Genomic DNA, 26271 nt, shown 5'->3' on the forward strand with positions numbered 1-26271 from the left:
GCCCCGGCTCTCCCGGCCGACCGGGCCGGGGGCGCGGCCGCCCGCCGGTGCGTGCGCGTCGGCCGCCGGACCCCTACCGGGACATCGCCGCGAGGACCAGCTCCACGCAGTGCGCCTCCAGCCGTTCGCGCGGTACGTCGAGCGTGCCGCGCAGCCATCCCGCGAAGAGGCTCGCCACCCCGCCGACCAGGGCGTGTGCGGCCATCCGGCGGTCGGCCTCGTCCACCGTTCCGGGGAGCTGGCCGCCGACGAGTTCCGTGAAGACGGCTAGGAGCCGGTGGCTGCGGGCGCCGAGAGCGGGGTCGGCGAAGGGTTCGAGGAGCAGCAGCCGGCCCTTGTGCGGGGCGTCCAGGACCAGGGCGACGAACGCGGAGACGGCGGCGCGGGCCCGGACGTCGGCCTGCGGGGCGCTGACCGCCACCGCCTCCTCCAGAGCGCTTCTGGCCTCGTCGGCCACCCGCTCGAAGGCGGCGAGGAGCAGATCGTCGCGGCCGCCGAAGCTCTCGTAGAAGTAGCGGTCGGTCAACCGTGCCCCACGGCAGACGGACCGGACCGTGACGGCCGCGGCCCCCTCCTCGCCCGCCAGCCGCTCGGCGACGTCCAGGAGGGCCTGCCGACGGGCGGCGCGGCGATCGGCGAGCGTGGTGCCGCCCCAGCTCCGTTCCGTCAACTCCCGTTCCCCCGTATTGCGTTGAAGTAATTGACGACGCCTGTCCGCACATTCTAACCTGAAGACAGGTGTCCTCAGATCGCTCTCGTCGCCACCGTGCGGGACGCCTTCCCGACCACCGCCACGCACAGCGCCACGAGCCGTGTCCTGAACAGCTCCGCCCGCGGAGCGCCCCGCACCGGAACCCCAGCCAGCGGAGGTACACGTGACACCGTCAGCCCCCGGACCGGAACCGACCGGCCCGAGAACCCCCGAACCCCTCGGCCCCGACTCCCTCACCTGGCGATGGTTCGGCGACTGGAGAGGACTGCTGCTGGCCCCCTGGGCCGGATCGATGCAGAACATGCACCCCAAACTGGGCGCGGCCGTCGCCGAGCACTCGCGCTTCTTCGAGGAGCGGTGGGAGCGCCTCTTCCGCTCGCTGTACCCGATCGGGGGAGTGGTCTACGACGGCCCGCTCGCCGCCCGGACCGCCCGCGAGGTGCGCGGCTACCACGACTCGATCAGCGGGGTCGACGCACAGGGCCGCCCGTACCACGCGCTGGACCCGGGCACGTTCTACTGGGCCCACGCCACCTTCTTCATGCTGACCGTGCACGTCGCCGAGCGCTTCGGCGGCGGCCTCACCGAGGCGCAGCGGCACACGCTCTTCGACGAGCACGTCCGCTGGTACGCGCTCTACGGCCTCTCGATGAAGCCCGTACCCGGCAGCTGGGAGGAGTTCCAGGCGTACTGGGACCACATGTGCGCCCACGTTTTGGAGGACAACCGGCCCACCCGGGACGTCCTGGACATGCGCCGGATCGCCCGGCCGCCCCTCCTGCGCCTGCTGCCGTCGCCCCTGTGGGCCCTCCTCCGCGTCCCGCTCGTCCGCTCGACGCGGTGGCTCACGGTCGGCCTGTACCCGCAGACGGTCCGGGACCGCCTCGGCCTGAGCTGGACGCCCCGCGACGAACGGCTGCTGCGCCTGGCGGGCGGGCTCGTCCACCACGGCTGGAGGTACGTTCCGGAGCGGTACCGCTTCCACCCTCGCGCCCGCGCCGGGTGGGACCGCGAGCGGGGCCGGGCGGCGGCCCCGGTGGAGACACCCGCCCGGAACCTCCCGCCCGAGGAGCGGCGGGGCCTTCCTCAGCACTACGTGCCGGTGGCGGGCCGGGCCGCGCCGCCACCGCGCTGACCGAAGCCGCCCGCGTCGGCCCGCCCGGGCCGGCCGCGCCGTCGGCCGGCGCCCTCGCACCGCCGAAGAGGGCCGCCGGTTTCCGGCATAGGCTGTCCCTCCCCGCCCCGGGCCGCCACCCGCTTTGCCCGGCCGTACTGCCCTACGACTAGTTTGTGTGCAGGACGGATGAGCGGGCCCGATGCGGCGGAGACGCACGGGGGACGGGAGGGGGGAGCGTGTCGCTGCGCGGAGGTGATCCGGCCGAGATCGGCGGCTATCCGCTGGAGGAACGGCTCGGCTCGGGCGGCATGGGCACGGTCTTCCTGGCCCGTACCAGTTCGGGGCGGCCCGTCGCGATCAAGCTGATCCATCAGCACTTCGCGGGGGACGACGAGTTCCGCATCCGGTTCCGACAGGAGGTGGCGGCCGCGAGACGGGTGAGCGGCGCGTTCACCGCGGCCGTGGTCGACGCCGCTCCCGAGGCGGAGCAGCCGTGGATGGCGACGACGTACATCGAGGGGCCCACGCTCGCCCAGCGCATCGCCGAGGGGGGCCCGCTCGGCGGGGCGGAGCTGCGGAGGCTGGCCATCGGACTGGCGGAGGCGCTGCGCGACATCCACCGGGTGGGCGTCGTCCACCGCGACCTGAAGCCCTCGAACGTCGTGCTCTCGCCCGAAGGCCCCCGCGTCATCGACTTCGGCATCTCGCGCGCGGCGGACCAGGAGACGCTGACGATGACCGGGCGGGTCATCGGCACCCCGCCCTTCATGTCGCCCGAGCAGTTGCGGGCCCCGCGCGGGGTGGGGCCGCGTTCCGACGTCTTCTCGCTGGGGACGCTCCTGGTGTACGCGGCGACGGGCCGCGGGCCCTTCGACGCGGACAGCCCCTACATGACCGCGTACCAGGTGGTGCACGAGGAGCCGTCGCTGGACGCCGTTCCGCCGGTCCTGCGCGCGGTCGTCGAGCCGTGCCTGGGCAAGGAGCCCGAGGAACGCCCCTCGGCCGACGAGCTCCTGGTGCTGTTGAGGGACCTGCCGGCGGACGGGTTCGGCGGGGTCGACCCGGCCTCCGGCGGGCCGGGCGCCGGCCGCACCCGCGACATGGTCACCCAGCATCACCTGGAGACACCGGCCACCCCCTCGCCCGCCCCCGCCCTGCCGGCCGCCTCGAAGCCCTCCGATCCGGCCCCCGCCGCCCCGGCGCCCTCCGACGGGGGGAGCACCGGCGCGTCGGCCGGCGGCCGTCTGCGGAGCCGGTGGCGGCCCGTCCTCGCGGCGGCGGTCGCGGTGGCGGCGATCGGCGGGGGAGTGGCCGCGCTGACCGCGGGCGGCGGAGACGGGGACGGCGGCGGGGGCCCCGCCCCCGCCGTGCCGGGCGGCACCCTCCCGGCCGGCTTCGAGCCGTGGCGTACGACCGTGCTCGGCGGCCGCGAGGACATCCCCGACGAGCTGCGCTGCGTCACGCGCCAGGAGGCGCTGTTCTGCGGGGGCGGCGGCGTCGTGGCGAGCCGTGTCGACCCCGGGGACGGAACGCAGGTGTGGACGGTGAAGAGTCCGGGCGTCCCCACCCAGGGCATGCACCTGGTGGGCGCCACCGACGACACCGTGGTCGGCTACCGCATCGCCGACCAGGACGCCCCGCAGGGACCGCCGGAGGAGGTGGTGGCCCTCGACGCGGACAGCGGCGAGGAGCTGTGGTCCACCCCCTCCGGAGCACAGTCGACGGCCGTCACCGGCCGGACCCGGGACGCCGTCGTGGCCGGCTCCGCCGTGGTGACGGTCGACTCCTCCAACTCCCGCTTCGAGGCCCGGGACGCCCGCAGCGGCGAGGTCGCCTGGACGGCGCCGTTCCCCGAGGGCACGCAGTGCGCCCCCGTCCCCGACGGCCCGCGGCTCCTCGCGATGTGCGCGACCGACGCCGAGGTGGACGGCCTCGGACCGCGCCGCCCCACCCTGCGCACGCTCGACCCCGGCTCCGGGGAGCTGGGCGCGGCCGTCGAGGTCGAGGGGCCCGTCGAACCGGTGGGCGGAGCCGGAGGCTCCCTCGTCCTCCTCTCCCCGCACTACGAGGGGGCCGCGCGCACCGGGTACGACGGACTGGCCCGGTTCGACCCGGCCTCGGGGAAGGTGACGTACTCCCGGCTGGACAAGGTGTACGACGGCACGCCCGGCATGGCGGACGGCACCGTCTACCTGAGCGGGCGGACCGGTCTCGTCACGGCGTTCGACTCCGCGACCGGACGGAAGAGGTGGGCGCGGCAGACGGGGGTGGAAGGCGCGTCGGGGCCCGCCACGGGGGACGGCGCGGTGTACTTCAGCTCGGCGTCCGGCCGGGTGGTCGCGCTGTCGCCCGACGACGGGAAGACGCTGTGGGCGACGGACCCGCGGGCCGACGGGCTCACGGGCCAGGAGGGCGCGAGCCCGCGCGTCACCGTGGCCGGACGGGCGGTGTTCGTCGCGGCGGCCGAGAACACCCTCTTCGCCTTCGACGCGGGGAAGCCGCCGAGGGCGCACTGACCCCGGCGGGGCGCCCCCCTGGTGCCGCTGGTACGGCAGTCCCGCCGGGACCGGCGGGGCGCGTGATGCCGGCCCGCCCGCCGCCCCGCTCACTCGCCCAGGACGCGCTCCCACAGCAGCCCGTCCCGCCCCTCCCCGTGCCCGACCCGCGCGAGGGCGTCAGGGCACCTTCACCCAGTCGAGGGTGCGCTCCACCGCCCGCTTCCAGCCCTCGTACCCCTCCGCCCTCTGCTCCTCGGTCCACTGGGGCTCCCAGCGCTTCGACTCGTGCCACTGGCTGCGCAGTTCGTCGGTGTCCTGCCAGAAGCCGGTGGCGAGGCCGGCCGCGTAGGCGGCGCCGAGCGCGGTGGTCTCGGCGACGACGGGACGGCTGACCGGGACGCCGAGGACGTCCGACTGGATCTGCATGCAGAGGTCGTTGGCGGTGACGCCGCCGTCCACCTTGAGCACGTCCAGGTGGACCCCGGAGTCCTGCTCCATGGCCTCCACCACGTCGCGGCTCTGGTAGCAGATGGCCTCCAGGGCGGCCCGCGCCAGGTGGGCGTTGTCGTTGTACCGGGAGAGGCCGACGATCGCGCCGCGGGCGTCGGAACGCCAGTACGGGGCGAAGAGGCCGGAGAAGGCGGGGACGAAGTAGACGCCGCCGTTGTCCTCGACGCTCCGGGCCAGCACCTCGCTCTCCGGCGCCGACTTGATGATCTTCATCTGGTCGCGCAGCCACTGCACCGCGGAGCCGGTGACGGCGATGGACCCCTCCAGCGCGTAGACCGCCGGGCTGTCGCCGAACCGGTAGGCCACCGTGGTGAGCAGGCCGTTCTGCGAACGGACCAGCTCGTTGCCGGTGTTGAGCAACAGGAAGTTCCCGGTGCCGTAGGTGTTCTTGGCCTCGCCGGGGGAGAAGCAGACCTGGCCGACGGTGGCCGCCTGCTGGTCGCCGAGGACGCCCCCGATGGGGATGGCGGCGCTCAACGGCCGGGAGGTGCGGGTGGAACCGTAGGCCTCCGCGTCCGAGGACGGGTTGATCTTCGGGAGCATCGACCGGGGGATGCCGAAGAAGCCGAGGAGTTCGTCGTCCCAGTCGAGGGTCTCCAGGTCCATCAGCATGGTCCGGCTCGCGTTGGTGACGTCGGTGGCGTGGATGCCCCCGTTCGGTCCGCCGGTCAGGTTCCACAGGACCCAGGCGTCGGTGTTGCCGAAGACCGCGTGGCCGGCCTCCGCCGCCTCCCGTACGCCGTCGACGTTCTCCAGGATCCACTGGATCTTGCCGCCGGAGAAGTACGTCGCCGGCGGCAGCCCGGCCTTGCGGCGGATGACCTCGCCCTTCCCCGAACGCTCCAGCTTCGCCGCGATGGCGTCCGTACGGGTGTCCTGCCAGACGATGGCGTTGTAGTAGGGCCGCCCGTTGCGCCGGTCCCAGACCACCGTGGTCTCGCGCTGGTTGGTGATCCCGATGGCCACCAGGTCGGTCGGCGACAGACCGCCGTACCGCAACGCGTTCTGCATGACCGAGTTGGTGCGCTCCCAGATCTCCACGGGATCGTGCTCCACCCAGCCGGAGCGGGGCAGGATCTGCTCGTGCTCCAGCTGGTGCTTGGCGACCTCGTTGCCGCCGTGATCGAAGATCATGAACCGGGTGCTGGTGGTCCCCTGGTCCACCGCGCCGATGAAGTCCGCCATGGTGTGCCGCCTCTCCGGGCCGGTGTGGTCAGTCCTTGCCCGCGGGGACGCGGCCCGGCGGTTCGGGCTCCGCGGACGGCAGGAAGCGTCCGATGAAGACCTTGTAGAGGCCCGCGCCCAGCAGACCGCCGATCAGCGGGCCGAGGATGGGCACCCAGAAGTAGAGATTCCCGTACTGGTCGCGCCACGCCCCGCCGTACCCGGTGAGGAAGCTCGCCAGCCGGGGGCCGAAGTCACGGGCCGGGTTGATCGCGTACCCCGCGTTGGTGCCCCAGGCCATGCCGATGGCGACCACGATCAGACCGATGACGAAAGGACCCAGGTTCGAGCCGGGCGGGGTGTTCAGCAGGTCGGTGACGGCCAGGATCAGCAGCAGGAGAAGGGCGGTGCCGATGATCTGGTCGCGGAACGCGCCCCACTCGTGCACCGGCAGCGCCGGGTTGCCGTTGGCCGGCAGCGTGGAGAAGACCGACTGCGTCTTGATGGTGTGCCCGGGGTCGGCCTTCGCCAGCGCCTCGCTGTAGTTCCAGCGGACGAGGAGCGCGGCCACGAAGGCGCCGGCCGTCTGCGCCAGCGCGTACGGGGCCACCTTCTTCCAGGGGAACCCCTTGAACGCGGCGAGGGCGACGGTCACCGCGGGGTTGAGATGCGCCCCGCTCAGCCGCGCCGCCACGTAGACACCCAGCGTGACGCCGAGCCCCCACGCCCAGGCGATGCTGTCGTGGTCCCCGAGCCCGCCCGCCGGGTCGGTCAGGGCTCCACCCGCCGCCACCTGGGCCACGACACCGCATCCGAAGAGGATGAGGATCAACGTGCCCGCGAACTCGGCGGACAACTCACCGAGCAATCCGGACTTCTTGCGTAGTTCGGCCATGGAAGCTCGCCCTCCGCCGACGGCGCCGGCTGTCTTCTGCCCGAGCAGTGTCAGCAGGCTAAGCCGATTCACGTAAAGCGGCATATCGGAGGAATTCGGCCTCTTGGGGGCGGGGTTCGGAGGTGGGCCGATCGGGTGAGCTCCGGAAACGGCCGCCGACCGGCCGGAGCGGCCGCCGCCTCCGTGGAGCGAGGGGGCGGCCCCGGGAGGCGGTGGCCGGGTGGGGCGGGCCCGGCCACCGTCAGGAGCGGGTCGCGGTGTCGCAGCGCCGGTCGCCCGGCTTCCGCTTCCGCTCCTCGATCGGCCTGCTCCGGTCGTAGGGGTCGACGGCCCGGCCGTCGTCCGTGTCGGCGCCGGTGCGATCGGAGAGGAAGGCGGGGTGGAGATAGCCGTCGTGGACGCCGCAACCGGCGTTGGTGGTGTCCAGCTTGTAGGAGACGACGGAGAACGTTCCCGGCTCGGTGATGATCTTCTTCGGGTCGTCCCAGCTCACCACCGTCTCGCGGCGCACGATGGTGCGCGCGACCTCGTCGCTGTTCCCCGAGGCGCGCCTGACCGGGTACACGTAGGTGACGTCCGCGGAGACCTCCACCGCACCCTTCTCGCCCTCCCGGAAGGCGATCCGGCCGCGCGTCCTGACCACGTCCCCGACCGGCCGGACGTCGGCGGGCCGGAAGCGGCTGAAGAGCAGGAGGGGGTCGTTCTCGCGGTCGGGCGCGCTGAACGCCTTCTCGAGGTAGGCCCGCACGTCCGACTGGTGCGGGTTGACGAGCGCCAGGGCCTTCTCGGGCTTCTCGCCGCGCAGTACGGCGGGGTCGAGGCTGGAGGCGACGAGGAAGTCCCGGGTCCGGTCGAGCGCTCGCGCCACCTCCGCCCGGTCCATCCAGCCGGTCGCGCGCGCCTCGGGCAGATGGATGCCCGCGGCGCCGTCGCTCCAGCGCGCGGCCGGCGATCCCCTGAACGGATCGTCCGGGGTGGGCTGCCGGTCCGACGCCCCGGAGTCCGGCGGCCCGTCCGGACGCCGCGACTCCGCGGCGAGCGGGGCGGCGTCCCCCGCTCCGCCGCCGAACAGGCCGAGGACCCGCCCGGGGGCGACGGCCACCGCGATCAGCGCCGCCACGACGGCCGCCAGGCCGAACGCGTACCAGCCCCTGCCGCGCCGACGCGGGGCGGGAGCGTACGTCCGCCACCCTTCCCCGCCTCCCGGCTCCTCCTGGAGCCGCCGCGACACCATCCGGGCCCGCGCCGACGGCTCCTCGGGCGCGCCCGGGCTTCCGGCCTCGGACTCCTTGAGGAAACGCTCCCACTCCTCGTCCGGTATGGACGTCCCGCCCCGGCTCACCCCGCCGCTCCCCTCGCTCGCCGTGCTTCCCGGCCCCTCCCCGGGCCCGGAGGCTGTACGGGGGCATCATCACACGGGGCTCCGCCGCCGGCGGGGGCGGTCCGGTCACCGGCCGGGCGCCCCCGCCCGCAGGCCGTCCATGACGAGGTCCAGGAGGCGGCCGGCCCGCGGTTCCCAGTCCTCGCGCGGATCGATCTGCCACAGACCGGCGATGGCGAGGAAGAAGTCGTCCGGAGTCACCCCGGGGCGGACGGCGCCGACGGCCTCACAGGCGGCCAGGAGGGTTCCGGCCGCCTCCATGAGCGGGGTGGGGCCGGGCTTGGCGGGGCCGCCGGGTGCGCCGGTGACCAGCCGGATCGCGTCCGCCAGCCCTGCCTTCGTCATGGCGAAGCGGGCGAGGCGGTCCATCCACTCGCGCAGGGCCCGCTCGGGCGGGCGGGACTCCAGCAACTCGCGGGCGGCGTCCGCGACCTGGCGCATCTCGTAGCGGTAGACCTCCAGGACGAGCGCTTCCCGGTGCGGGAAGTTGCGGTAGAAGGTGCCCTGGCCGACGCCCGCCTTCCTGGCGATGGCGCTCAGCGGGACGTCCGCGCACACGGTCAGTTCGGCCGTGGCGATGCGCAGGATGCGCTCGCGGTTGCGCTGTGCGTCCGAACGCAGAGGGGGGTCCTTCTTCGGCTCGGGCACGGTGCCTCCTCGCGGGTTCGTGGCCGAAACCCGTCCTTGTTAACCGGACAACTGTCCGTTACGTTCTTCAGATAAGCGGACAACGGTCCGGTTAGGGCTACCTTACCGCCGACCGGCCCGTCGGTCACCGTCGACGGCCCGGCCCCTCGTCACCCGACACCAGAGAAGGCTGAACATGGCCCCAGCGACCTCGTCGACGTCCAGCGTGATCACCCTGAACATCAACGGCGAGAAGCACCACCTGCCCGTCGACCACCGCACCACCCTGCTCGACGCCCTGCGCGAGCGCCTCGACCTCACCGGCACCAAGAAGGGCTGCGACCAGGGCCAGTGCGGCGCCTGCACGATCCTGGTGGACCGGCGGCGCGCCGTCGCCTGCCTCACCCTCGCGGTCGCCGCCGAGGGACGCGAGATCACCACCATCGAAGGCGTGGCCGAGGGCGACGAACTGCACCCCGTCCAGCAGGCGTTCCTCGACCTCGACGGCTACCAGTGCGGCTACTGCACACCCGGCCAGATCTGCTCCGCCATCGCCGTCATCGAGGAGCACGCGGCCGGGCTGCCGAGCGCCGTCACCGAGGACCTGAGTCCCGACGCCGCGCCCCAGCCGCTGACGCCCGAGGAGATCCGCGAGCGGATGAGCGGCAACCTGTGCCGCTGCGGAGCCTACGTTTCGATCGTCCAGGCCGTCGCCCGCGCCGCCGGGGCCCACGCCGAGACCCGCACCGCGGGCGCGAAGGAGACCACCGCATGAGGGAGTTCGGCTACCAGCGGGCCCACGACGTCACCGGGGCGGTCGCCCTGCTCGCCGCGGACCCCGACGCCCGCTACCTCGGCGGCGGCACCAACCTCGTCGACCTGATGAAGACCGGCGTGGAGCGCCCCGCCCGGCTCGTGGACGTCCGCGGACTCCCGCTGGACCGCGTCGAACCCGCGGCCGACGGCGGCCTGCGCATCGGGGCGACCGTCACCAACAGCGACCTCGCCGCCGACCCCGAGGTCCGCCGCCGCTACCCGGCGCTCGCCCAGGCCGTGCTGGCCGGAGCCTCCGGCCAGCTGCGCAACATGGCCACCGTCGGCGGCAACCTCCTCCAGCGCACCCGTTGCGGCTACTTCACCGACCTGTCGGCGCCCTGCAACAAGCGCGCCCCGGGCACCGGCTGCTCCGCCGTCGCGGGCGAGCACCACAACCACGCCGTCCTCGGCGCGAGCGACCACTGCGTGGCCGTGCACCCCTCCGACATGGGCGTCGCCCTGACGGCCTTCGACGCCCGGGTCTCCTACGAGAGCCCCGACGGGCCCGGTGAAGTCCCGATCACCGACTTCTACCTCCCCGTCGGCGACACCCCGCACCGGGAGACCGCCCTGCCGCCCGGCGCGCTGATCACCCACGTCACCCTGCCCGCCGCGCCCGTCGCCGCCCGCTCCCGCTACCGCAAGGTGCGCGAGCGCGCCTCGTACGCCTTCGCCATCGGCTCCGTCGCCGCCGCGCTCGCCATCGAGGACGGCGTCGTACGCGAAGCGCGCCTCGCCCTCGGAGCCGTGGCCTCCCGGCCCTGGCGCGCCCGCGCGGCCGAAGCCGCCCTGACCGGCGCACCCGCGGACGGCACGGCCTTCGCCGCCGCCGCGGACGCCGAACTGGCCGCCGCCCGCCCCCTGCCCCGCAACGGATACAAGGTGACCCTCATGCGCAACCTCGTCGTCTCCGTCCTGACCGAACTCGCCGGGGAGGACGCCCGATGACGACCACCGCCCCGGGCCGCCCCGCGCTCCGCGGAGCCGTCGGCGTCGCCCGCACCCGCGTGGAGGGCCGCGACAAGGTCACCGGCGCGGCCCGCTACGCGGGAGAGATACCGTTCGCGGAGCTGGCCCACGGCTGGCTGGTGCTGTCGACGGTCGCCCGCGGCCGGATCCGTACGGTGGAGACCGGCCCGGTCCTGGCCGTGCCGGGCGTGCTCGCCGTACTGCACCACGGCAACGCCCCCCGGCTGAACACCGACTACATCGGCATGCTCGGCGTCCCGCCGGACCCGACCTCCGCCGTCTTCCAGGACGACCGGGTGCCGTTCGCCGGCTGGCCGGTCGCGCTCGTCGTCGCCGAGACCCCGGAGGTGGCCCGCGAGGCCGCCGAAGCGCTCGTGGTGACGTACGACCGGGAGCCGCACGACACCGTGCTCGTCCCCGGCCACCCCGGCGCCTACCCCGCCGCCGGCCACATGCCGGCCGAGACGGAGAAGGGCGACCTGGAGGCACGGCTCGCCGAGTCCGCGTTCGTCGTGGACGAGGAGTACACCACCCCCGAAGAGCAGCACAGCATGATGGAGCCCCACGCCGCGACCGCCCGGTGGGACGGCGGCCGGCTGGAGGTCGTCGACTCCAACCAGGGCGCCGGCTGGGTCCAGAGCGAGCTGGCCGCGATGTTCTCGCTCGACGCCTCCGCCGTGCGGGTGCGCTCCGAGCACATCGGGGGCGGCTTCGGCAGCAAGGGGCTGCGCGCCCACCAGGTGTCCGCCGTGATGGCCGCCACCGCCCTGCGGCGCCCGGTACGCGTGGTCCTGACCCGGCGACAGGTGTTCTCGCTGGGCGGCTACCGCAGCCCCACCGCCCAGCGGGTCAGGCTCGGCGCGGCCCCCGACGGCCGGCTGCTCGCCCTGGAACACCGCTCGCTGAACCAGACCTCGACGGTGTACGAGTTCGTCGAGCCCAGCGCGGGCGTGGCCCGGGTGATGTACGACGCCGAGGCCCACCGCACCGCCAACCACGTCGTACGGCTGGACGTGCCGTCCCCGACCTGGATGCGGGCGCCGGGGGAGGCCCCGGGGTCGTTCGCCATCGAGGCGGCCCTCGACGAACTCGCCGAACGCGCCGGCCTCGACCCGATCGACCTGCGTCTGCGCAACGAGCCGGAGGTCGGCCCGGTCTCCGGTCTGCCGTTCAGCAGCCGCAACCTGGCGGCCTGCTTCCGCGAGGGCGCGCGCCGCTTCGGCTGGGCGGACCGCGACCCGCGCCCGGGCGTCCGGCGGGACGGGCGGTGGCTGCTGGGCACCGGCACGGCGGCGGCCTCCTTCGGCGCCGGCGCCGCCCCCTCCACGGCCCTGGTCACCGCGGAGGCGGACGGCTCCTTCACCGTGCGCATCACCGCGGCCGACATCGGGACCGGAGCCCGCACCGCGCTCACCCTGATCGCCGCCGACGCGCTGGAGACCGCGCCCGACCGCGTCCGGGTCCGCATCGGCGACAGCGACTTCGGCCCCGCGATGATCGCCGGCGGGTCCATGGGCACCCGCTCCTGGGCCTGGGCGGTCACGGCGGCCGCCGCCGAACTGCGCGAACGGCTCGCGACGACCACGGGCATCCCGCCGGAGGGCATCACGGTGCGGTCCGACACCACCGAGGCCCTGGGATCCCTCGCACGGAAGGAACGGCACTCCTACGGGGCCCAGTTCGCCGAGGTCGCCGTCGACACCGCCACCGGCGAGATCCGGGTGCGCCGCATGCTCGGCATCTTCGCGGCGGGCCGCATCGTCAACCCGCTCACCGCCCGCAACCAGCTCGTCGGCGGGATGACGTGGGGCATCTCCATGGCCCTGCACGAGGAGGCGGTCCGCGACCGGAACACCGGCGGCCACTACGCCCCCGACCTCGCCGGCTACCACGTCGCCACCCACGCCGACGTCCCGGACGTCGAGGCGGACTGGGTGGACGACCACGACCCGGACGACCCGGTCGGCATCAAGGGCGTCGGGGAGATCGGCATCGTGGGCGCGGCGGCGGCCGTCGCCAACGCGGTCCACCACGCCACCGGCGTACGCCACCGGCACCTGCCGATCCGCCCCGACCGGGTGATCGAAGCGGCGGCGGGTTCCGCCGGAGGAGCGGTGGATGCTTGACATCGCGGGCGAGCTGCACCGATGGATCGAGGAGGGCCGGGAGTTCGCCGTCGGCACCGTCGTCTCCGTCGGCGGCAGCGCGCCGCGCGGCCCCGGCGCCGCCCTCGCCGTGGACAGCGAGGGTACGGCGATCGGCTCGGTCTCCGGCGGCTGTGTGGAGGGCGCGGTCTACGAACTGTGCGCGCAGGCCCTCCGGGACGGCCGCACCGTGGGCGAACGGTTCGGCTACAGCGACGAGGACGCCTTCGCCGTGGGACTGACCTGCGGCGGGGTCCTCGACATCCTGGTCACTCCGGTACGGGCCGACTCACCGCAGCGGAGCGTGCTGCGGGGAGCGCTGGCCGCCGCTGCCTCCGGCGCCTCGGCGGCCCTCGCCCGGGTGGCGAGCGGCCCGGAGGAACTTCTGGGGCGCTCGCTGCTCGTCCGCGCGGACGGCTCCCGCGAGGGCGGGCTCGGCGGCCATCCGGAGCTGGACGACACAGCGGCGGCCGAGGCGGCGGCCCTGCTCGACGTCGGCCGCACCGGCACGGTCGCCCTCTCCGAGGACGGTTCGCACTGCCCCGGCGGGCTCACCCTGCTCGTCGAGTCCAGCGTGGAGCCGCCCCGGATGATCGTCTTCGGCGCGGTCGACTTCGCCGCGGCGCTGGTACGGGCCGGCAAGTTCCTCGGCCACCATGTGACGGTGTGCGACGCCCGGCCCGTCTTCGCCACCCCCGCCCGGTTCCCCGAGGCCGACGAGGTCGTCGTCGACTGGCCCCACCGCTACCTCCGGCGTACCCCGACCGACGGGCGCACGGTCCTGTGCGTGCTCACCCACGAGGCCCGGTTCGACGTGCCGCTGCTCACGGAGGCGCTGCGGCGGCCCTCCGCCTTCGTCGGAGCGATGGGATCGCGCCGTACCCACGCGGACCGGGTCCGGCGGCTGCGCGAGGCCGGTCTGGGCGACCGCGAGCTGGCGAGGCTGCGGTCGCCCATCGGGCTGGACCTCGGGGCCCGTACGCCGGAGGAGACGGCCCTGTCCATCGCGGCGGAGATCGTCGCGGCCCGGCGCGGCGGCACGGGCCGGCCGCTGACCGGGGGAGCGGAGCCCATCCACCGGCAGCCCCGCCCGGACCCCCGGACGGAGGTGCGGGCCGTCGGTCGGCGCTGAGGCCGCACCGGCCGCGCTGTTCGCCCGCCCCCGCGCCCGCCGCCGGCCGCCGCCCGCCGCCGGCCGCCGCCCGCCGCCGGCCGCCGCCGTCCCGGCGAGCCGGACCGGCCCGCAGGGGTGTGCGGCCCGTGGGGCGGGGGCCGACCCGCCCGGGCCGCGGTCCCCCCGCGGCCGGGGCCGCGCTTCTCGTCCACGGCGCGGGCCGCCGGCCGGGGAACGCCGCCCGGGCGGCCCATGACGGCCCATGGCGGCCCACGAAAGACGGATCGCACGTTTGGCGGAGCCGTACCGGGTCACTCCAGTACAGCGGCGTGATCCCGCCCGGGCACCGGACCGGCCGGTGACGGACTCGGGCTCGCCCCGCGGACGAGGAGACATGAACCGCTCGACGGTGGAACAACTGCTGACCGCACAGGAGGACACGATGCGTGACGTACGCAGGCTCCTGCGGGCCAAGGTCCTCAAGGCCCGCGGGCTGGCCAGGGAGTCGGACGGCAAGGCGCTCGACGACCAGGCCCGCAAGGACGAGGGCCGGCGCCGCCAGGACGAGGCCCGCCGCCTGGAGCGGCGGGACCGCCCCGACGGAACCTCCGGCCGTTGAACGGGCGAGGGGTACGGGTTCCCGAGGGCGAGGACGACCCGATGACGAGGGAGGCCCCGCCGGAGTTCTCCGCAACGCTTCCTCCGGCCGGGGAAAGCCCGGGGCACCCCCGGATCGTGCGGCTTCCCGGCGTGTACCGGCCGCAGACGGACACGCTGCTGCTCGCCCTCGCCATGCGTCGCGAGGGGATCGGCGCGGGCACGGAGCTGCTGGACCTGTGCACCGGGACCGGCGCGCTGGCCCTGCACGCCGCCCGGCTCGGCGCCCGCGTCACGGCGGTGGACATCAGCCGCCGGGCGGTGGCCTCCGCCCGGCTGAACACCGCACTCGCCCGCCTGCCCGTCACCGTACGCCGGGGCGATCTGCTACGGGCCCTGCCGGGCCGTACGTTCGACGCCGTCGTCAGCAACCCCCCGTACGTCCCGGCCCCCGGCCTGACGGCGCCGCGCCACCGCGCCGGCCGCTCCTGGGACGCGGGGCCCGACGGCCGGATGGTCCTCGACCGCATCTGCGACGACGCCTTCGCCGCCCTGCGCCCCGGTGGACTGCTCCTGCTCGTCCAGTCGGGGCTGAGCCGCCCCCGGGAGACGGTCGACCGGCTCTCCTCGGCCGGGCTGGACGTGTCCGTGACCGACCGGGTCACGATCCCGTTCGGCCCCGTCACCCGGGGCCGGGCCGCCTGGCTGCGGGCACGGGGGCTGCTGCGGGACCGGCTCGACAGGGAGGAACTGGTGGTGATCCGTGCCCGGAAGAAATGAGACGCCCCGCCGCGTGGTGCTGAACCGGGAGGGCCCGGTCCTGGTCGAGGGCCCGGTCGAGGTGGTGGGCGACGACGGCACGACGGCCCGGTCCGACCGCTTCGTCGTCGCCCTCTGCACCTGCCGCCGCAGCCGCGCCTACCCCTGGTGCGACACCAGCCACCGCCGCCGCAAGCCCGCCGGCTCCCCGCAGGGCAGCCCGGACGGACGACCGCCCCGGGAGGGCGAGGAGGAGTCCCGAACGTGACGACCCAGGCCACCACGGAGCCGCCGGTGAGCGACAGCCCCGCCGCGTCCCCCGCGCTCCCCGCGGCGCGCGGCCCCCTGAGCGAGAGCGTGCTCCACGTGCTGGCGGGCGGGGCCGCCCGGCTGCCCGACGCCGACGCGGTACGCCGCTGCGACCCGTACGGGGACGACCTCCACCTGCTCCTGTACGTCCTGTACGAGCTGCACTACCGGGGGTTCGCCGGGGTGGACGAGCGCCTGGAGTGGGATCCGGCCCTGCTCGGCGTGCGCGCGGCGGCCGAGGACGTCTTCCTGGACGCGGTACGCCGCGACGGCGGCTCCGGCGGAAAGGACGTGGCGGGGGCGGTGGACGCGCTCCAGCTGGAACCCGTCGGGGACGACGGCCGCAGCGTCAGCCACCACCTCCAGCGGGAGGGCGAGCTGTGGCAGCTGCGCGAATACGCCGCCCTCCGCTCCCTGTACCACCTCAAGGAAGCCGATCCGCACCTGTGGGTGGTGCCCCGGCTCCGGGGGCGCGCCAAGGCGGCGATGGTGGCCGTGGAGTTCGACGAGTTCGGGGCGGGGAGGGCCGAGGACGTCCACGCCCAGCTCTTCGCCGACCTGATGGCCGACCTCGGTCTCGACGTGCGGTACGGCCGCTACCTCGACGCCGCGCCCGCCCCGGCCCTGGCCACGGTCAACCTGATGTCCCTCTTCGGCCTGCACCGCCGGCTGCGCGGCGCGCTGGTCGGGCACTTCGCCGCGGTGGAGATCACCTCGTCCCCCGGGTCGCGGAGGCTGGCCGAGGCGCTGCGCCGCGTGGGCGCCGGCCCCGCGGCCCAGCGGTTCTACGACGAGCACGTGGAGGCCGACGCGGTGCACGAGCAGGTGGTGCGCCACGAGGTGGTCGACGGTCTGCTGGAGGACGAGCCCGGCCTGGCCGCCGACGTCGTCCTGGGCATCGAGGCGACCGGGTACCTGGAGGACCGCCTCGGCGACCACCTGCTGACGGCATGGCGCGAGGGCCGCTCCGCCCTGCGCACACCGCTGACGCCCTGAGAGGCCCGGGCCTGCCGGGCCGGGGCCTCCCCGGCCTGCCGGGCCGGGGCCTCAGAAGGAGACGTCGTCGGCGTCCGGGATCGCCGCTCCCATGTTGCGCTCCATCATGCGCAGCGCGGCCTCCGCGAGATCGCCGTGGATGTGCGCCACGGCGTCCCTCGGCACCGTCACGCTCAGATGCCGGATGTGCGCGTCGAGCGCCGAGTACAGCACGCACTGCTCGGTGACCTGACCGCACAGCACCAGGTGGTCGGCCCCCAACTGGGAGAGCAGGTAGGGGAGGGGGGTCTCGTAGAAGATGGAGTGCCGGGCCTTGACGACGAACAGGGAGTCGTCGTCCGGAAGCACGGGCTTCACCAGTTCGGCGTTGTTCCCCGCGAGAGCGGTCTCGATGATCTCCCCGTGGTGGGAGCGCCACTCCCCGAAGTTGTCGTTCGCGTAGACGACGGGGATCCGCTCGGAGCGGGCGCGGTCGATCAACCGCTCGATCTGCGGAAGCGCCGAGCGGACGGACGGCACGAGCAGGTCGGCGTCGGGGTGGTCGTAGGAGTTGATCATGTCGATGACGATGAGAGCGCTGTTTCCCATGGCTGCTTTCCCGGGCGGCTGTGCACGCCCGTCAGAGGGCTCCTTGGAGGACCCCGTCGCGTACGCGTTCGCATGACTGGCTGAGCAGACGGGACACGTGCATCTGCGAGATGCCGAGCCGTTCGGCGATGCGCACCTGCGTCATGTCCTGGAAGTACCGGAGGTACAGGATGGTGCGCTCCCGCTCGGGGAGCCCCCGCAGCCCCGGTTTGACGGCCTCCCGGTCGACGGCGACCTCCAGCGCCCTGTCGCAGGCCCCCAACCGGTCGACCAGCGGCATTCCTCCCTCGGCGCCCGCGGGCTCGGCGTCCAGGGAGAGGGCGCTGTAGCTGTCCAGGGCCTCCAGCCCCAGCAGCACATCCTCCTCGGTGAGCCCGGTGGCGGAGGCGATCTCGGCACAGGTCGGGGTCCTGCCCGACGTGGTCTGCGCCAACTCCCGGCGGGCCGCCCGCACCCGGTTGCGCAGATCCTGCACCCGCCGCGGGACGTGCACGTCCCAGGTGTGATCGCGGAAGTGCCGCTTCAGCTCCCCGGTGACGGTGGGCACGGCGTACGTCTCGAACGCCTTGCCCCGCTCCGGGTCGTAGCGGTCCACCGCCTTGACCAGCCCCATCGCGGCCACCTGCCGCAGGTCGTCCATCGTCTCCCCCCGGTCGCGGAACCTGGTCGCCAGCCGGTGCGCCATCGGCAGCCAGGTGCAGATCGTCTCGCTGCGCAACGCGTCCCGCTCCGGCCCCGGCGGAAGCGACCGCAGCCTCCGGAACGCGTCGGTGCTCGCCCGGTCGGCCGGGCGGGGGCCGGGCTGGGGGGAGAGGGGGTCCTGCATGGCGGTCACTCCTCGACGGCGCTACGACGATGCGTTCGGGTTGCCGCGGGAGGCGCAGGGACGGACAGGCGCCGCCCGGCATCCGCGGGCGTACCTCCTGTCCGAAGCACGAATAGCCTCATACCCGGGCATAAAGGAACTAAACCTGATGAAGGTCCGACCGGCATCTCGAGTGCGTCCCTTTCCGGCCTGCCGGAGGCGGCTTCACCGGGTCCGCCGGCCCCGCCCGGCCCGACGGACCCGTATCATCCGGCTCCCGGGCCGAAGGGGCTCTCGTCGAGGCGGGCGAGCAGGTCGCCGACGTCCCGGTAGACCGTCCGGGCTCCCGCCCGCTCCAGGTCGGCGCGCGGGATGCCGCCCGAGAGGACGGCCACCGCGCCCACCCCGGCCCGGGACGCCGCCTCCATGTCCCACACCGTGTCGCCCACGAACACCGCCTCCCCGGGGTCGACGCCGGCCAGCCGGCAGGCCAGCTCCACCGGCTCCGGGGCGGGCTTGCCCCGCTCGACGTCGTCCGAACTCGCCGTGGCGAGAATCGCCTCGTCGGCGTCGATCGCCCGCCGCAGCGCCGTGAGTTCCGCGCCGTCCGCCGAGGTGGCGAGAACCACCCGCCAGCCGCGTTCGTCGAGTGTGCGCAACAGGTCGCCCGCGCCCCGGAAGGCGGGGAGGCGGTCGAAGTACGTCGCGTAGAGCACCGAGTGCGCGGTACTGATGGCGTCGTCCTGGCCGCGGTCCCGGTCGGCGCCCAGCAGCCGCTCGATCAGATCGCCCGAACCCAGGCCGACCGACCGGTGGACGTCCGGCATCGGCACGGTGTGCCCGGCCTGCCGGAACGCCTCCCACCACGCCACCACATGAAGGTGGTTGGTGTCCGTGAGCGTGCCGTCCACATCGAAGATCGCCGCGCCTGCCATGGTCTCCCGCTTTCTCGCTCTCCCGCCGCTTCGCCCCTGGAGGGCCTCGTCAGAGGGCGTCGTCCTCGTCCCTCACGTGGACGGCGGCCTCCTCGGCCGACGCCGCGCCGCCGTCGATGCCCACGTCCCGGGCGAAGACGTCGGTCTCCCGTCCGGTGGGGTCGTCCGCCGGGCTCAGGCGGCCCGCCCGGGGTTCGCGCTCGCTCCCCTCCACGGGCTCGCCCTCGCCTCCCGGCAGGTCGCCGATGCCGTCGCCCGCGGGCGGCTCCACGTCGTCGACCTCCTGGGCGAGCCGCTGGTCCAGGGACTCGCCGCGACGCTCCTCCGCCCCCGTCGTGCCGAACTTGTCCACGCCGAGGGGGCGTTCCGGAGGGGAGTAGCCCTCTTCCATCTGGTCGTCCAGATCCCGTTCGCCGAGCGTGTTCTCCAGGTCGAGATCGTCGTTCGGCGGATCCTGTCCGTCGTCGTGCTGCGGCTGGTACACATCGTCGCCGCGTGCGTCTGCGGGCATCTCTTCTTCTCCTCCGTCTACGGGCCGTCCGCTCCGAGCGCCGCGGTGCGTCAGCGGCCGAGGGCCTTGCGGAGCTCTTCCTTGTTCATGGAGGAACGCCCGTCGACGTTCTTCTTCCGCGCCTCCGCGTACAGCTGGTCCTTCGTGGGACCTTGCGCACCCCGGTGGGAGCGCTCGCCGCCCCGCTGGTAGGCGGACTTCTTGTCCTGCGTGGACGTTTTGCTCGCCGTCCTCGACTCGCCGGAGCGGGCGCGCTCCTTGTTCACGGTCCGGGCCGCGATCTCCTTCGCGCGCCCCTCCGAGGCGCCCTGCGCCTTCTCGCTCTCCTTGATGTGCTCGTACTGCCGCTCACGCTTCTTGCTGGATCCAGCAGGCATGATGTGCTCCTCCGCTTCGCTCCGGGGGCCCGGGGTGCGACGGCGTCACCGGTGCGATGACGTCCCGTACCCGGTGGACGCCCACCGCCTTTCCCGTACGGATCCCACTAAACAACGCACCGCGGGAGGGCGCTCCCTCAGACGGGGGCGGGGGTGACGTTCCGAGGCCGGGGCCGGCGGCACCGACGGCTGTTTTCCCAACCGGCCGGCGCCTCGGTTCCGCGTACGCCGGATACCTGGTGTCGGGGTACCCCTGCAGCGGATGCCAAACATCTCCCCGAGCGGTCGTTTCCGGCGCTGCTCGCCGTCCTCGGGCCACCAGGGGGCGCGGAAGATCAGGAGCGGGGCACGGGCGCCCCGCGAGCGGGACGCGTCACGGACGGGGGCGCAGCCGGGGGCCCTCCGCCGGGGTCTCGCCCGAGACGACGCCGACCAGCTGCGCGCACACGTCGCGGAGCTTCACGTTGCGGTGCTGCGACGCGGTGCGCAGGATCCGCAGCGCCTCCTCGGAGGTGCAGCGGCGCTGCTGCATGACGATCCCGGCCGCCTGGTCGATCACCGCGCGTGACTGGAGGGCCGCTTCCAGGTCGGCGGTGAAGGTCCGGGCGTCCGCGAGCCGCTGCGCCAGCTCGACGGCCCCCGTCGCCTGTGCGGCGAGGGCGCGCAGGGCGCTCATATCGGCGTCCGCGAAACCGTTCGCCCGGGGCGAGTACAGATTGAGGGCGCCGGCCGTGTGGGAGTGCGCGGCGATCGGCAGCGACAGCGACGAGAGGGTTCCGGAGGCGACGGCGAAGGCGGGGTAGCCGTTCCACCGGCGCTCCTCGCGCATGTCGCCCACGCTGACCTCGTGCCCCTCGCGCAGGGCCTCCAGGCAGGGGCCGGCGTCCTGCCCGTACTGGGCCTCGTCCAGCAGCGGCGCGCTGGTGCCCGCGCTGGCCACGGTCAGGGGCCGGTCCTGACGCTCCAGTGTGATCCCGCAACCGTCCGCGGTGGGCGACATGAGCAGGGTGCTCTGCACCAGTGCCTGCAGGAAGTCGTCCAGGGTGTCGGTGTCCAGCAGGAGCGACACGAGGTCGGGCGGCTCCGGAGGGAGGGCTCCGTCGTCGGTCATGGTCGTTCCCTTCCGGGCGTGAACCCTGTGACCAGCATCGCACTATACGGGCCGTCTCGCGCCGCCCTGCCGGGCGGCGTCGGAGAACGGGCGCCGACGCCCGGCGGGGCGGGCGGAGCTGACGAGCGCTCGGCTTCGCCGGGCCGGGCCGACCTTCGCCGGGCGAGGGGGCATAATGAACGGCTGGAGGTCAGGAAACGGCCCGTGAAGATCCTTCCTGTCTCCGTGGAGTGCCCCGTGAACCTCTGTCCTCGCCGCGCCGCCCCTCCGGCCGCGCGCGCCCCGCGCCCCCCTGGACGCGCGGCCCTGGGCCGACCACCCGTGACGAGGCTTCACCCCGCAGGTGTACCGCCGACCGCCACCGCGCCGGTGCCCGGTGGTACGCCCGCCCCGCAGCGGCCCTCCCACGCCAGCGTCTGATCCCCTTCACCGCCCCGCGCCCGGCGCCGCTCGGCCCGTCGCGTAGGTGGCGGCTGCCCCTGTCCCGGCGGCCCGGACCGCCCCGCCCAGCTCTGTTCCGCCCGTCCCCGAGGCGGCCTACGCCCAGAACGAGATGATCATGACTGACAGGCCCGTGGCCGAGGCGCCGGACACGACCGCACTGCTCCTGGAGACCTCGTCGCTCGACGAGTTCCTGCACGCCCTCGCCGCCGGCGCCCTCGCGCTGGTGGAAGCGGCCGACGGCTGCGGCATCACGCTGGAGCGGCAGGGGCGCCCCGTCACCGTGTCCAGCGTGGGGGCCAGCGCCACGAAGCTCGACGAGGCCCAGTACGGGCAGGACGACGGCCCGTGCCTCCAGGCGATGCGCACGGGCCTGGAGGTCAGCGTCCCCGACACCCTGCGGGAGACCCGCTGGGCCGACTACCCCGCCTACGCGGCGGTCTGCGGCGCCCGGTCCTCGCTCTCGCTGCCCATCGCGCCCCGCAGCCACACCTCCGGCGCCCTCAACCTCTACGCGCCGCTCCCGCACGCCTTCGACACCGCCGACCTGACGGCGCTGCGGCTGCTCACCGCCCAGGCCACCGGAGCCATCGCGCTGGCCCAGCGCATCGCGGACACCGAGGAGTTCGCCGCCGATCTGGAGGCGGCCCTGCGCTCGCGGACGGTCATCGACCAGGCGATCGGGGTGGTCATCGGCCAGCAACGCTGCTCCCCGGAGAAGGCGTTCGACGTCCTGCGCACCGCCTCGCAGCACCGCAACATCAAACTGCGCGACCTCTGCGCCGAGTTGATCGCCAGCATCACCGGCGAGGTCCCGCCCGAGGGCCGGATCCAGCCCCGGGGCTGAACGCCGCCGCTCCCGGCCCGCGGGGCGTTCGTTTGGACGGGCGCAGCGGGGTACACGGCGCGCGGAACCTTTCAGCGTCGGGGAGTCGCGGGGGAGCACGGCGTCACCGCCGGACCACCTCCCGTACCCGGAACGGGCCCGCACCCCTTTCCCGGGGCGGGGCCGGACCGGCCCGGCGACCCGGCGAGGAGGCTGAGCGCGGACGTGTCGATCACCACCGAAGGTGCGGTGTACGGATGCCTCGGCATCGGGGCCTTCCTCGCCGCGGCGCTGCCCCGGCTGCTCTCCCGGCGGCCGGTCTCCGTGCCGATCGTCTTCCTCGCCGCAGGAGTGGTCCTCTACCTGACCCCGCTGCCGCTGCCCGAGGTCGACCCGGTCGACAGCCGGATCTGGGTGCACCACCTCACCGAGCTGTGCGTGATCGTCTCGCTGATGGGCGCGGGCCTCGCCATCAACCGCCCCTTCGGCCTGAGGTCCTGGGCCGCGACCTGGCGGCTGCTCGGCATCGCGATGCCGCTGACGATCGGCGCGACCGCGCTCGCCGCCTGGGCGCTCCTCGGCTGGCCGGCCTCGGCCGCGCTCCTGGTGGCGGCGGTCCTCGCCCCGACGGACCCGGTGCTCGCCGCCGAGGTGCGGGTGGGGGAGCCGTCCGCCGAGAAGGAGGACGAGGACGAGGTCCGCTTCGCACTGACCAGTGAGGCCGGGCTCAACGACGGGCTGGCCTTCCCGTTCGTCCTCGCGGCCGTCGCCCTGGCCGCCGCCGGGGAGAGCTGGACCGGGGGGTGGGCGGGCCACTGGCTCTGGAGCGATGTGCTCGTCCGGATCGCCGTGGGCGTCGCGACCGGCCTCGCCATCGGCCTCCTGCTGGGGCGCGTGCTCTTCCGGTCCCGCGCCAGGTCGCTGCGGCTGGCCGAAGAGGGCGAGGGGTTCGTGGCGCTGGCGGCCACCTTCCTGGCCTACGGGGTCGCCGAGGCCCTGCACGGCTACGGCTTCCTCGCGGTCTTCGCCACCGCGTGCGCCCTGCGCAGGTCGGAGCACAGCCACGGCTACCACCGGGTGATGCACGGGTTCGTGGAGCAGATCGAACGCCTGCTGATGGCCCTCCTCCTCTTCGGCGTGGGCGCCTTCGTCGCCTCCGGCGGCCTGGCCGCCCTCACCTGGCGCGGCGCGGCGGTCGGCGTGCTGCTGCACTTCCTCATCCGCCCGGTCACCGGCGTGCTCGCCCAGCTCCGGGGCCCCGGCCGCCCGAACGAGCGCGCGGCCGTCGCCTTCTTCGGCATCCGGGGCATCGGCTCGCTCTTCTACCTCGCCTACGCCTTCGGGGAGGGCGGCTTCGGGCCGTACGAGCGGGAGATGTGGGCGGTCGTCGTCTTCGCCGTCCTGATATCCGTGGTCGTCCACGGGGTCGCGGCGGCCCCGGTGACCTCCTACCTCGACCGGCGCTCGGCGAAGGCCCCCTGACCCCACCACGTTCCCCGACCCCGCACGTTCCCCGACCCCTCCACGCCCCGGCCCTCCTCTCCGCGCCCCTCGCGCGGCAGCCGCCCGGCCGAGGCCCCCGCCCCCCAGCCCCGGGTGAGCCGCGTCTCACCGGGCCGCCACGCCTTGCCTATGCAACGAGTTGCATACAAAGATCGCGGCATGGCCCTCGACCACGCGATCCTCGTCTCCCTGCTGGAGCGTCCCGGCTCCGGCTATGAGCTGGCCCGGCGGTTCGAGAGGTCCATCGGACACTTCTGGACCGCCACCCACCAGCAGATCTACCGCGTGCTCGGACGGATGGTGGCCGACGGCCTCCTGCTCGTACGCGAGGTGGAGCAGCAGGGGCGGCCGGACAAGAAGGAGTACTCCGTCACCGGCCCCGGCCGCGCCGCCCTCGCCGCGTGGCTGCACAAGCCGATCGAGCCGGAGAGCCTGCGGCACGACCTCGCCGTGAAGATCAGGGGCGCGGCCTTCGACGACCCGGCCGCTCTGATCCACGAGGTCGAGCGCCACCACCGGGCGCACCGGGAGCGGCTCGCGCACTACCTCGCCGGGGAGCGGCGCGACTTCACCGGCCCCGACGCCCCCGCACCCCCGACCCCGGGCCAGGAGCTCCAGCACGTCGTCCTGCGCGGCGGCATCGCCTACGAGCGCATGACGATCGCCTGGCTCGACGACGTGCTCGCCACGCTCCACCGGCTCGCGCCGCCGCCGGAGCCCGGCGCCTGACCGGCGGCCCCGCCGAGCCCTCGGCACCGGTGGTCAGCCGCCCCCCGTACCACCCACGACCCCCTCACCCTCCCCGGAAGGCGACCTCATGGCCGAGTCCACCTCCCTCCTGTTCAACCCGCGCACCTACGACCCCCACCACTTCGACCCGGAGACCCGCAGGCTGCTGCGCGCCACCGTCGACTGGTTCGAGGCGCGCGGCAAGCGACGGCTCATCGAGGACTACCGCTCCCGCGCCTGGCTGGGCGACTTCCTCGACTTCGCGGCGGCGGAGGGCCTGTTCGCCACCTTCCTCACCCCCGCCTCCGCCGCCCCCGACGGCGGAGGCGACCGGCGCTGGGACACGGCCCGCATCGCCGCCCTCAACGAGATCTTCGGGTTCTACGGACTCGACTACTGGTACGCCTGGCAGGTGACCATCCTCGGCCTCGGCCCGGTCTGGCAGAGCGACAACACCGCCGCCCGCGACCGGGCGGCCGAACTCCTGGCCCAGGGCGAGGTGTTCGCCTTCGGCCTCTCCGAGAAGGCCCACGGCGCGGACATCTACTCCACCGACATGCTGCTGGAACCGGACGGCGACGTGCCCGGCGGCTTCCGGGCGACGGGCTCCAAGTACTACATCGGCAACGGCAACGCCGCCGGACTCGTCTCCGTCTTCGGGCGCCGCACCGACGTCGAGGGGCCGGAGGGGTACGTCTTCTTCGCGGCCGACAGCCGCCACGAGGCGTACCACCTGGTGAAGAACGTCGTCGACTCCTCCAAGTTCGTCAGCGAGTTCCGGCTGGAGGACTACCCGGTGGCCCCCGCCGACGTCCTGCACACGGGCCGCGCCGCCTTCGACGCCGCGCTCAACACCGTCAACGTCGGCAAGTTCAACCTCTGCACCGCCTCCATCGGCATCTGCGAGCACGCGATGTACGAGGCCGTCACCCACGCGAGCAACCGCATCCTCTACGGCCGTCCCGTCACCGCGTTCCCGCACGTGCGCCGCGAGCTGACCGACGCCTACGTCCGGCTCGTCGGGATGAAGCTGTTCAGCGACCGGGCCGTCGACTACTTCCGCTCCGCCGGCCCCGACGACCGCCGCTACCTGCTCTTCAACCCGATGACGAAGATGAAGGTGACCACCGAGGGCGAGAAGGTCATCGACCTCATGTGGGACGTCATCGCCGCCAAGGGCTTCGAGAAGGACAACTACTTCGCCCAGGCCGCCGTCGAGATCCGCGGGCTTCCCAAGCTGGAGGGCACGGTCCACGTGAACCTCGCGCTGATCCTCAAGTTCATGCGGAACCACCTCCTGGACCCGGTCGACTACCCGCCCGTCCCCACCCGCCTCGACGCGGCCGACGACGCGTTCCTCTTCCGGCAGGGCCCGGCGCGCGGCCTCGGCTCCGTACGCTTCCACGACTGGCGCACCGCGTTCGACGCGTACGCCGCGGTGCCGAACGTCGCCCGCTTCCGGGAGCAGGCCGACGCCCTGTGCACCTTCGTGGAGACCGCCGCCCCCGGCGAGGAGCAGAGCCGCGACCTCGACCTCCTCCTCGCCGTGGGCCAGCTGTTCGCCCTGGTCGTCCACGGCCAGCTGATCCTGGAGCAGGCCCGCCTGACCGGCCTGGACGAGGAGCTGCTCGACGAGCTCTTCGCCGTCCTCGTACGCGACTTCTCCGCCCACGCCGTCGAACTGCACGGCAAGGACTCCGCCACCGCGGCCCAGCAGGAGTGGGCGCTCGGCGCGGTCCGCCGTCCCGTCGTCGACGCCGCCCGTTCGACCCGGATCTGGGAGCGCGTCGAAGCGCTGTCGGGGACGTACGAGACGGCGCCGTAGCCTCACCGCCGG

General features: G+C 74.2%; 25 protein-coding genes. 14 read left to right on the top strand and 11 right to left on the bottom strand.

All coding sequences use genetic code 11. From position 1 onward, the window contains the following. Nucleotides 1-73: 73 nt before the first annotated feature. On the bottom strand, nt 74-670 hold the full coding sequence (locus ACH4K1_RS22495; protein ID WP_398091056.1) for a TetR/AcrR family transcriptional regulator: 597 nt from the start codon (nt 668-670) through the stop codon (nt 74-76). A gap of 205 nt (nt 671-875) precedes the next feature. Between ACH4K1_RS22495 and ACH4K1_RS22500 the strand changes: the two genes are divergently transcribed. Next, on the top strand, nt 876-1847 hold the full coding sequence (locus ACH4K1_RS22500; protein ID WP_398091057.1) for an oxygenase MpaB family protein: 972 nt from the start codon (nt 876-878) through the stop codon (nt 1845-1847). 218 nt (nt 1848-2065) lie between these two features. Further along, the gene (locus ACH4K1_RS22505; RefSeq protein ID WP_398091058.1) at nt 2066-4345 is read left to right on the top strand and encodes a PQQ-binding-like beta-propeller repeat protein; all 2280 of its coding nucleotides are present in this window, start codon (nt 2066-2068) and stop codon (nt 4343-4345) included. A 159-nt stretch (nt 4346-4504) separates the two neighbouring features. Here ACH4K1_RS22505 and glpK read toward each other — a convergent pair whose 3' ends face one another. From glpK to ACH4K1_RS22525, 4 genes are all read right to left on the bottom strand, one after another. Next, nucleotides 4505-6022, bottom strand: a complete 1518-nt coding sequence (glpK, locus tag ACH4K1_RS22510; protein ID WP_398091059.1) for a glycerol kinase GlpK — start codon at nt 6020-6022, stop codon at nt 4505-4507. A gap of 28 nt (nt 6023-6050) precedes the next feature. After that, nucleotides 6051-6896, bottom strand: coding sequence for an MIP/aquaporin family protein (locus ACH4K1_RS22515; RefSeq protein WP_398091060.1), 846 nt, complete (start codon nt 6894-6896; stop codon nt 6051-6053). A gap of 241 nt (nt 6897-7137) precedes the next feature. Then, complete coding sequence (locus ACH4K1_RS22520; protein WP_398091061.1) at nt 7138-8238, bottom strand: hypothetical protein; 1101 nt, start codon at nt 8236-8238, stop codon at nt 7138-7140. A 105-nt stretch (nt 8239-8343) separates the two neighbouring features. Continuing rightward, entirely contained in the window at nt 8344-8925 is a 582-nt protein-coding gene (locus ACH4K1_RS22525; RefSeq protein ID WP_398091062.1) for a TetR/AcrR family transcriptional regulator, read from the bottom strand. 175 nt (nt 8926-9100) lie between these two features. Here ACH4K1_RS22525 and ACH4K1_RS22530 point away from each other — a divergent pair, with 175 nt between their 5' ends. The 8 genes from ACH4K1_RS22530 (at nt 9101) to ACH4K1_RS22565 (ending at nt 16608) form a co-directional block, all read left to right on the top strand. Continuing rightward, nucleotides 9101-9679: a 2Fe-2S iron-sulfur cluster-binding protein gene (locus tag ACH4K1_RS22530; RefSeq protein WP_398091063.1), complete on the top strand. Its 579-nt coding sequence runs from the start codon at nt 9101-9103 to the stop codon at nt 9677-9679. Beyond that, a complete protein-coding gene (locus tag ACH4K1_RS22535; protein ID WP_398091064.1) occupies nt 9676-10668 on the top strand; it encodes an FAD binding domain-containing protein in 993 nt (330 codons plus the stop codon). The genes ACH4K1_RS22530 and ACH4K1_RS22535 overlap by 4 nt, the downstream gene beginning before the upstream one ends. Next, nucleotides 10665-12815, top strand: coding sequence for a xanthine dehydrogenase family protein molybdopterin-binding subunit (locus ACH4K1_RS22540; protein ID WP_398091065.1), 2151 nt, complete (start codon nt 10665-10667; stop codon nt 12813-12815). Before ACH4K1_RS22535 ends, ACH4K1_RS22540 begins: the two co-directional genes overlap by 4 nt. After that, nucleotides 12808-13965, top strand: coding sequence for an XdhC family protein (locus ACH4K1_RS22545; RefSeq protein ID WP_398091066.1), 1158 nt, complete (start codon nt 12808-12810; stop codon nt 13963-13965). The genes ACH4K1_RS22540 and ACH4K1_RS22545 overlap by 8 nt, the downstream gene beginning before the upstream one ends. Before the next feature lie 376 nt (nt 13966-14341). Beyond that, the gene (locus ACH4K1_RS22550; RefSeq protein ID WP_398091067.1) at nt 14342-14566 is read left to right on the top strand and encodes a hypothetical protein; all 225 of its coding nucleotides are present in this window, start codon (nt 14342-14344) and stop codon (nt 14564-14566) included. Between the two features lie 41 nt (nt 14567-14607). Further along, entirely contained in the window at nt 14608-15324 is a 717-nt protein-coding gene (locus ACH4K1_RS22555) for a HemK2/MTQ2 family protein methyltransferase (RefSeq protein WP_398091068.1), read from the top strand. Between the two features lie 13 nt (nt 15325-15337). Next, nucleotides 15338-15571 carry a CDGSH iron-sulfur domain-containing protein gene (locus tag ACH4K1_RS22560; protein ID WP_398091069.1) on the top strand — a complete coding sequence of 78 codons (234 nt, stop codon included), beginning with the start codon at nt 15338-15340 and terminating at the stop codon, nt 15569-15571. Then, on the top strand, nt 15568-16608 hold the full coding sequence (locus ACH4K1_RS22565; protein ID WP_398091070.1) for an iron-containing redox enzyme family protein: 1041 nt from the start codon (nt 15568-15570) through the stop codon (nt 16606-16608). The genes ACH4K1_RS22560 and ACH4K1_RS22565 overlap by 4 nt, the downstream gene beginning before the upstream one ends. Nucleotides 16609-16659: 51 nt before the next feature. Here ACH4K1_RS22565 and ACH4K1_RS22570 read toward each other — a convergent pair whose 3' ends face one another. The 6 genes from ACH4K1_RS22570 to ACH4K1_RS22595 all read right to left on the bottom strand — a co-directional run bounded on the left by ACH4K1_RS22570 (nt 16660) and on the right by ACH4K1_RS22595 (nt 20935). After that, the gene (locus ACH4K1_RS22570; protein ID WP_398091071.1) at nt 16660-17196 is read right to left on the bottom strand and encodes a cysteine hydrolase family protein; all 537 of its coding nucleotides are present in this window, start codon (nt 17194-17196) and stop codon (nt 16660-16662) included. A 31-nt stretch (nt 17197-17227) separates the two neighbouring features. Then, nucleotides 17228-18022 (bottom strand): SigB/SigF/SigG family RNA polymerase sigma factor, encoded by a 795-nt coding sequence (locus ACH4K1_RS22575; RefSeq protein ID WP_398091072.1) that lies wholly within the window; start codon nt 18020-18022, stop codon nt 17228-17230. 245 nt (nt 18023-18267) lie between these two features. Continuing rightward, nucleotides 18268-18936, bottom strand: coding sequence for an HAD family hydrolase (locus ACH4K1_RS22580; RefSeq protein ID WP_398091073.1), 669 nt, complete (start codon nt 18934-18936; stop codon nt 18268-18270). Nucleotides 18937-18985: 49 nt separating this feature from the next. Beyond that, nucleotides 18986-19447, bottom strand: coding sequence for a DUF5709 domain-containing protein (locus ACH4K1_RS22585; RefSeq protein ID WP_398091074.1), 462 nt, complete (start codon nt 19445-19447; stop codon nt 18986-18988). Nucleotides 19448-19497: 50 nt separating this feature from the next. Next, nucleotides 19498-19824: a plasmid stabilization protein gene (locus ACH4K1_RS22590; RefSeq protein ID WP_398091075.1), complete on the bottom strand. Its 327-nt coding sequence runs from the start codon at nt 19822-19824 to the stop codon at nt 19498-19500. Nucleotides 19825-20197: 373 nt separating this feature from the next. Further along, on the bottom strand, nt 20198-20935 hold the full coding sequence (locus ACH4K1_RS22595) for a GAF and ANTAR domain-containing protein (RefSeq protein WP_398091076.1): 738 nt from the start codon (nt 20933-20935) through the stop codon (nt 20198-20200). Nucleotides 20936-21494: 559 nt separating this feature from the next. Here ACH4K1_RS22595 and ACH4K1_RS22600 point away from each other — a divergent pair. The 4 genes from ACH4K1_RS22600 to ACH4K1_RS22615 all read left to right on the top strand — a co-directional run bounded on the left by ACH4K1_RS22600 (nt 21495) and on the right by ACH4K1_RS22615 (nt 26259). Continuing rightward, on the top strand, nt 21495-22223 hold the full coding sequence (locus tag ACH4K1_RS22600; RefSeq protein ID WP_391770742.1) for a GAF and ANTAR domain-containing protein: 729 nt from the start codon (nt 21495-21497) through the stop codon (nt 22221-22223). Between the two features lie 204 nt (nt 22224-22427). Beyond that, nucleotides 22428-23684: a cation:proton antiporter gene (locus tag ACH4K1_RS22605; RefSeq protein WP_398091077.1), complete on the top strand. Its 1257-nt coding sequence runs from the start codon at nt 22428-22430 to the stop codon at nt 23682-23684. Nucleotides 23685-23864: 180 nt separating this feature from the next. Beyond that, entirely contained in the window at nt 23865-24434 is a 570-nt protein-coding gene (locus tag ACH4K1_RS22610; RefSeq protein ID WP_398091078.1) for a PadR family transcriptional regulator, read from the top strand. An 88-nt stretch (nt 24435-24522) separates the two neighbouring features. Further along, nucleotides 24523-26259, top strand: coding sequence for an acyl-CoA dehydrogenase family protein (locus tag ACH4K1_RS22615; protein ID WP_398091079.1), 1737 nt, complete (start codon nt 24523-24525; stop codon nt 26257-26259). Nucleotides 26260-26271: the final 12 nt, after the last annotated feature.

The sequence above is a fragment of the Streptomyces sp. NPDC017448 genome (genome assembly GCF_044330565.1).
Classification (GTDB): Bacteria; Actinomycetota; Actinomycetes; order Streptomycetales; family Streptomycetaceae; genus Streptomyces.

What these genes read in the sequence shown, in the direction of transcription:
- ACH4K1_RS22575 (WP_398091072.1), bottom strand. Translation starts at nt 18,022, where the DNA reads ATGCAGGACCCCCTCTCCCCCCAGCCCGGCCCCCGCCCGGCCGACCGG.
- ACH4K1_RS22590 (WP_398091075.1), bottom strand. Translation starts at nt 19,824, where the DNA reads ATGCCTGCTGGATCCAGCAAGAAGCGTGAGCGGCAGTACGAGCACATC.
- ACH4K1_RS22515 (WP_398091060.1), bottom strand. Translation starts at nt 6,896, where the DNA reads ATGGCCGAACTACGCAAGAAGTCCGGATTGCTCGGTGAGTTGTCCGCC.
- ACH4K1_RS22555 (WP_398091068.1), top strand. Translation starts at nt 14,608, where the DNA reads ATGACGAGGGAGGCCCCGCCGGAGTTCTCCGCAACGCTTCCTCCGGCC.
- ACH4K1_RS22580 (WP_398091073.1), bottom strand. Translation starts at nt 18,936, where the DNA reads ATGGCAGGCGCGGCGATCTTCGATGTGGACGGCACGCTCACGGACACC.
- ACH4K1_RS22615 (WP_398091079.1), top strand. Translation starts at nt 24,523, where the DNA reads ATGGCCGAGTCCACCTCCCTCCTGTTCAACCCGCGCACCTACGACCCC.
- ACH4K1_RS22545 (WP_398091066.1), top strand. Translation starts at nt 12,808, where the DNA reads ATGCTTGACATCGCGGGCGAGCTGCACCGATGGATCGAGGAGGGCCGG.
- ACH4K1_RS22570 (WP_398091071.1), bottom strand. Translation starts at nt 17,196, where the DNA reads ATGGGAAACAGCGCTCTCATCGTCATCGACATGATCAACTCCTACGAC.
- glpK (WP_398091059.1), bottom strand. Translation starts at nt 6,022, where the DNA reads ATGGCGGACTTCATCGGCGCGGTGGACCAGGGGACCACCAGCACCCGG.
- ACH4K1_RS22595 (WP_398091076.1), bottom strand. Translation starts at nt 20,935, where the DNA reads ATGACCGACGACGGAGCCCTCCCTCCGGAGCCGCCCGACCTCGTGTCG.
- ACH4K1_RS22600 (WP_391770742.1), top strand. Translation starts at nt 21,495, where the DNA reads ATGACTGACAGGCCCGTGGCCGAGGCGCCGGACACGACCGCACTGCTC.
- ACH4K1_RS22550 (WP_398091067.1), top strand. Translation starts at nt 14,342, where the DNA reads ATGAACCGCTCGACGGTGGAACAACTGCTGACCGCACAGGAGGACACG.
- ACH4K1_RS22540 (WP_398091065.1), top strand. Translation starts at nt 10,665, where the DNA reads ATGACGACCACCGCCCCGGGCCGCCCCGCGCTCCGCGGAGCCGTCGGC.
- ACH4K1_RS22535 (WP_398091064.1), top strand. Translation starts at nt 9,676, where the DNA reads ATGAGGGAGTTCGGCTACCAGCGGGCCCACGACGTCACCGGGGCGGTC.
- ACH4K1_RS22530 (WP_398091063.1), top strand. Translation starts at nt 9,101, where the DNA reads ATGGCCCCAGCGACCTCGTCGACGTCCAGCGTGATCACCCTGAACATC.
- ACH4K1_RS22585 (WP_398091074.1), bottom strand. Translation starts at nt 19,447, where the DNA reads ATGCCCGCAGACGCACGCGGCGACGATGTGTACCAGCCGCAGCACGAC.
- ACH4K1_RS22610 (WP_398091078.1), top strand. Translation starts at nt 23,865, where the DNA reads ATGGCCCTCGACCACGCGATCCTCGTCTCCCTGCTGGAGCGTCCCGGC.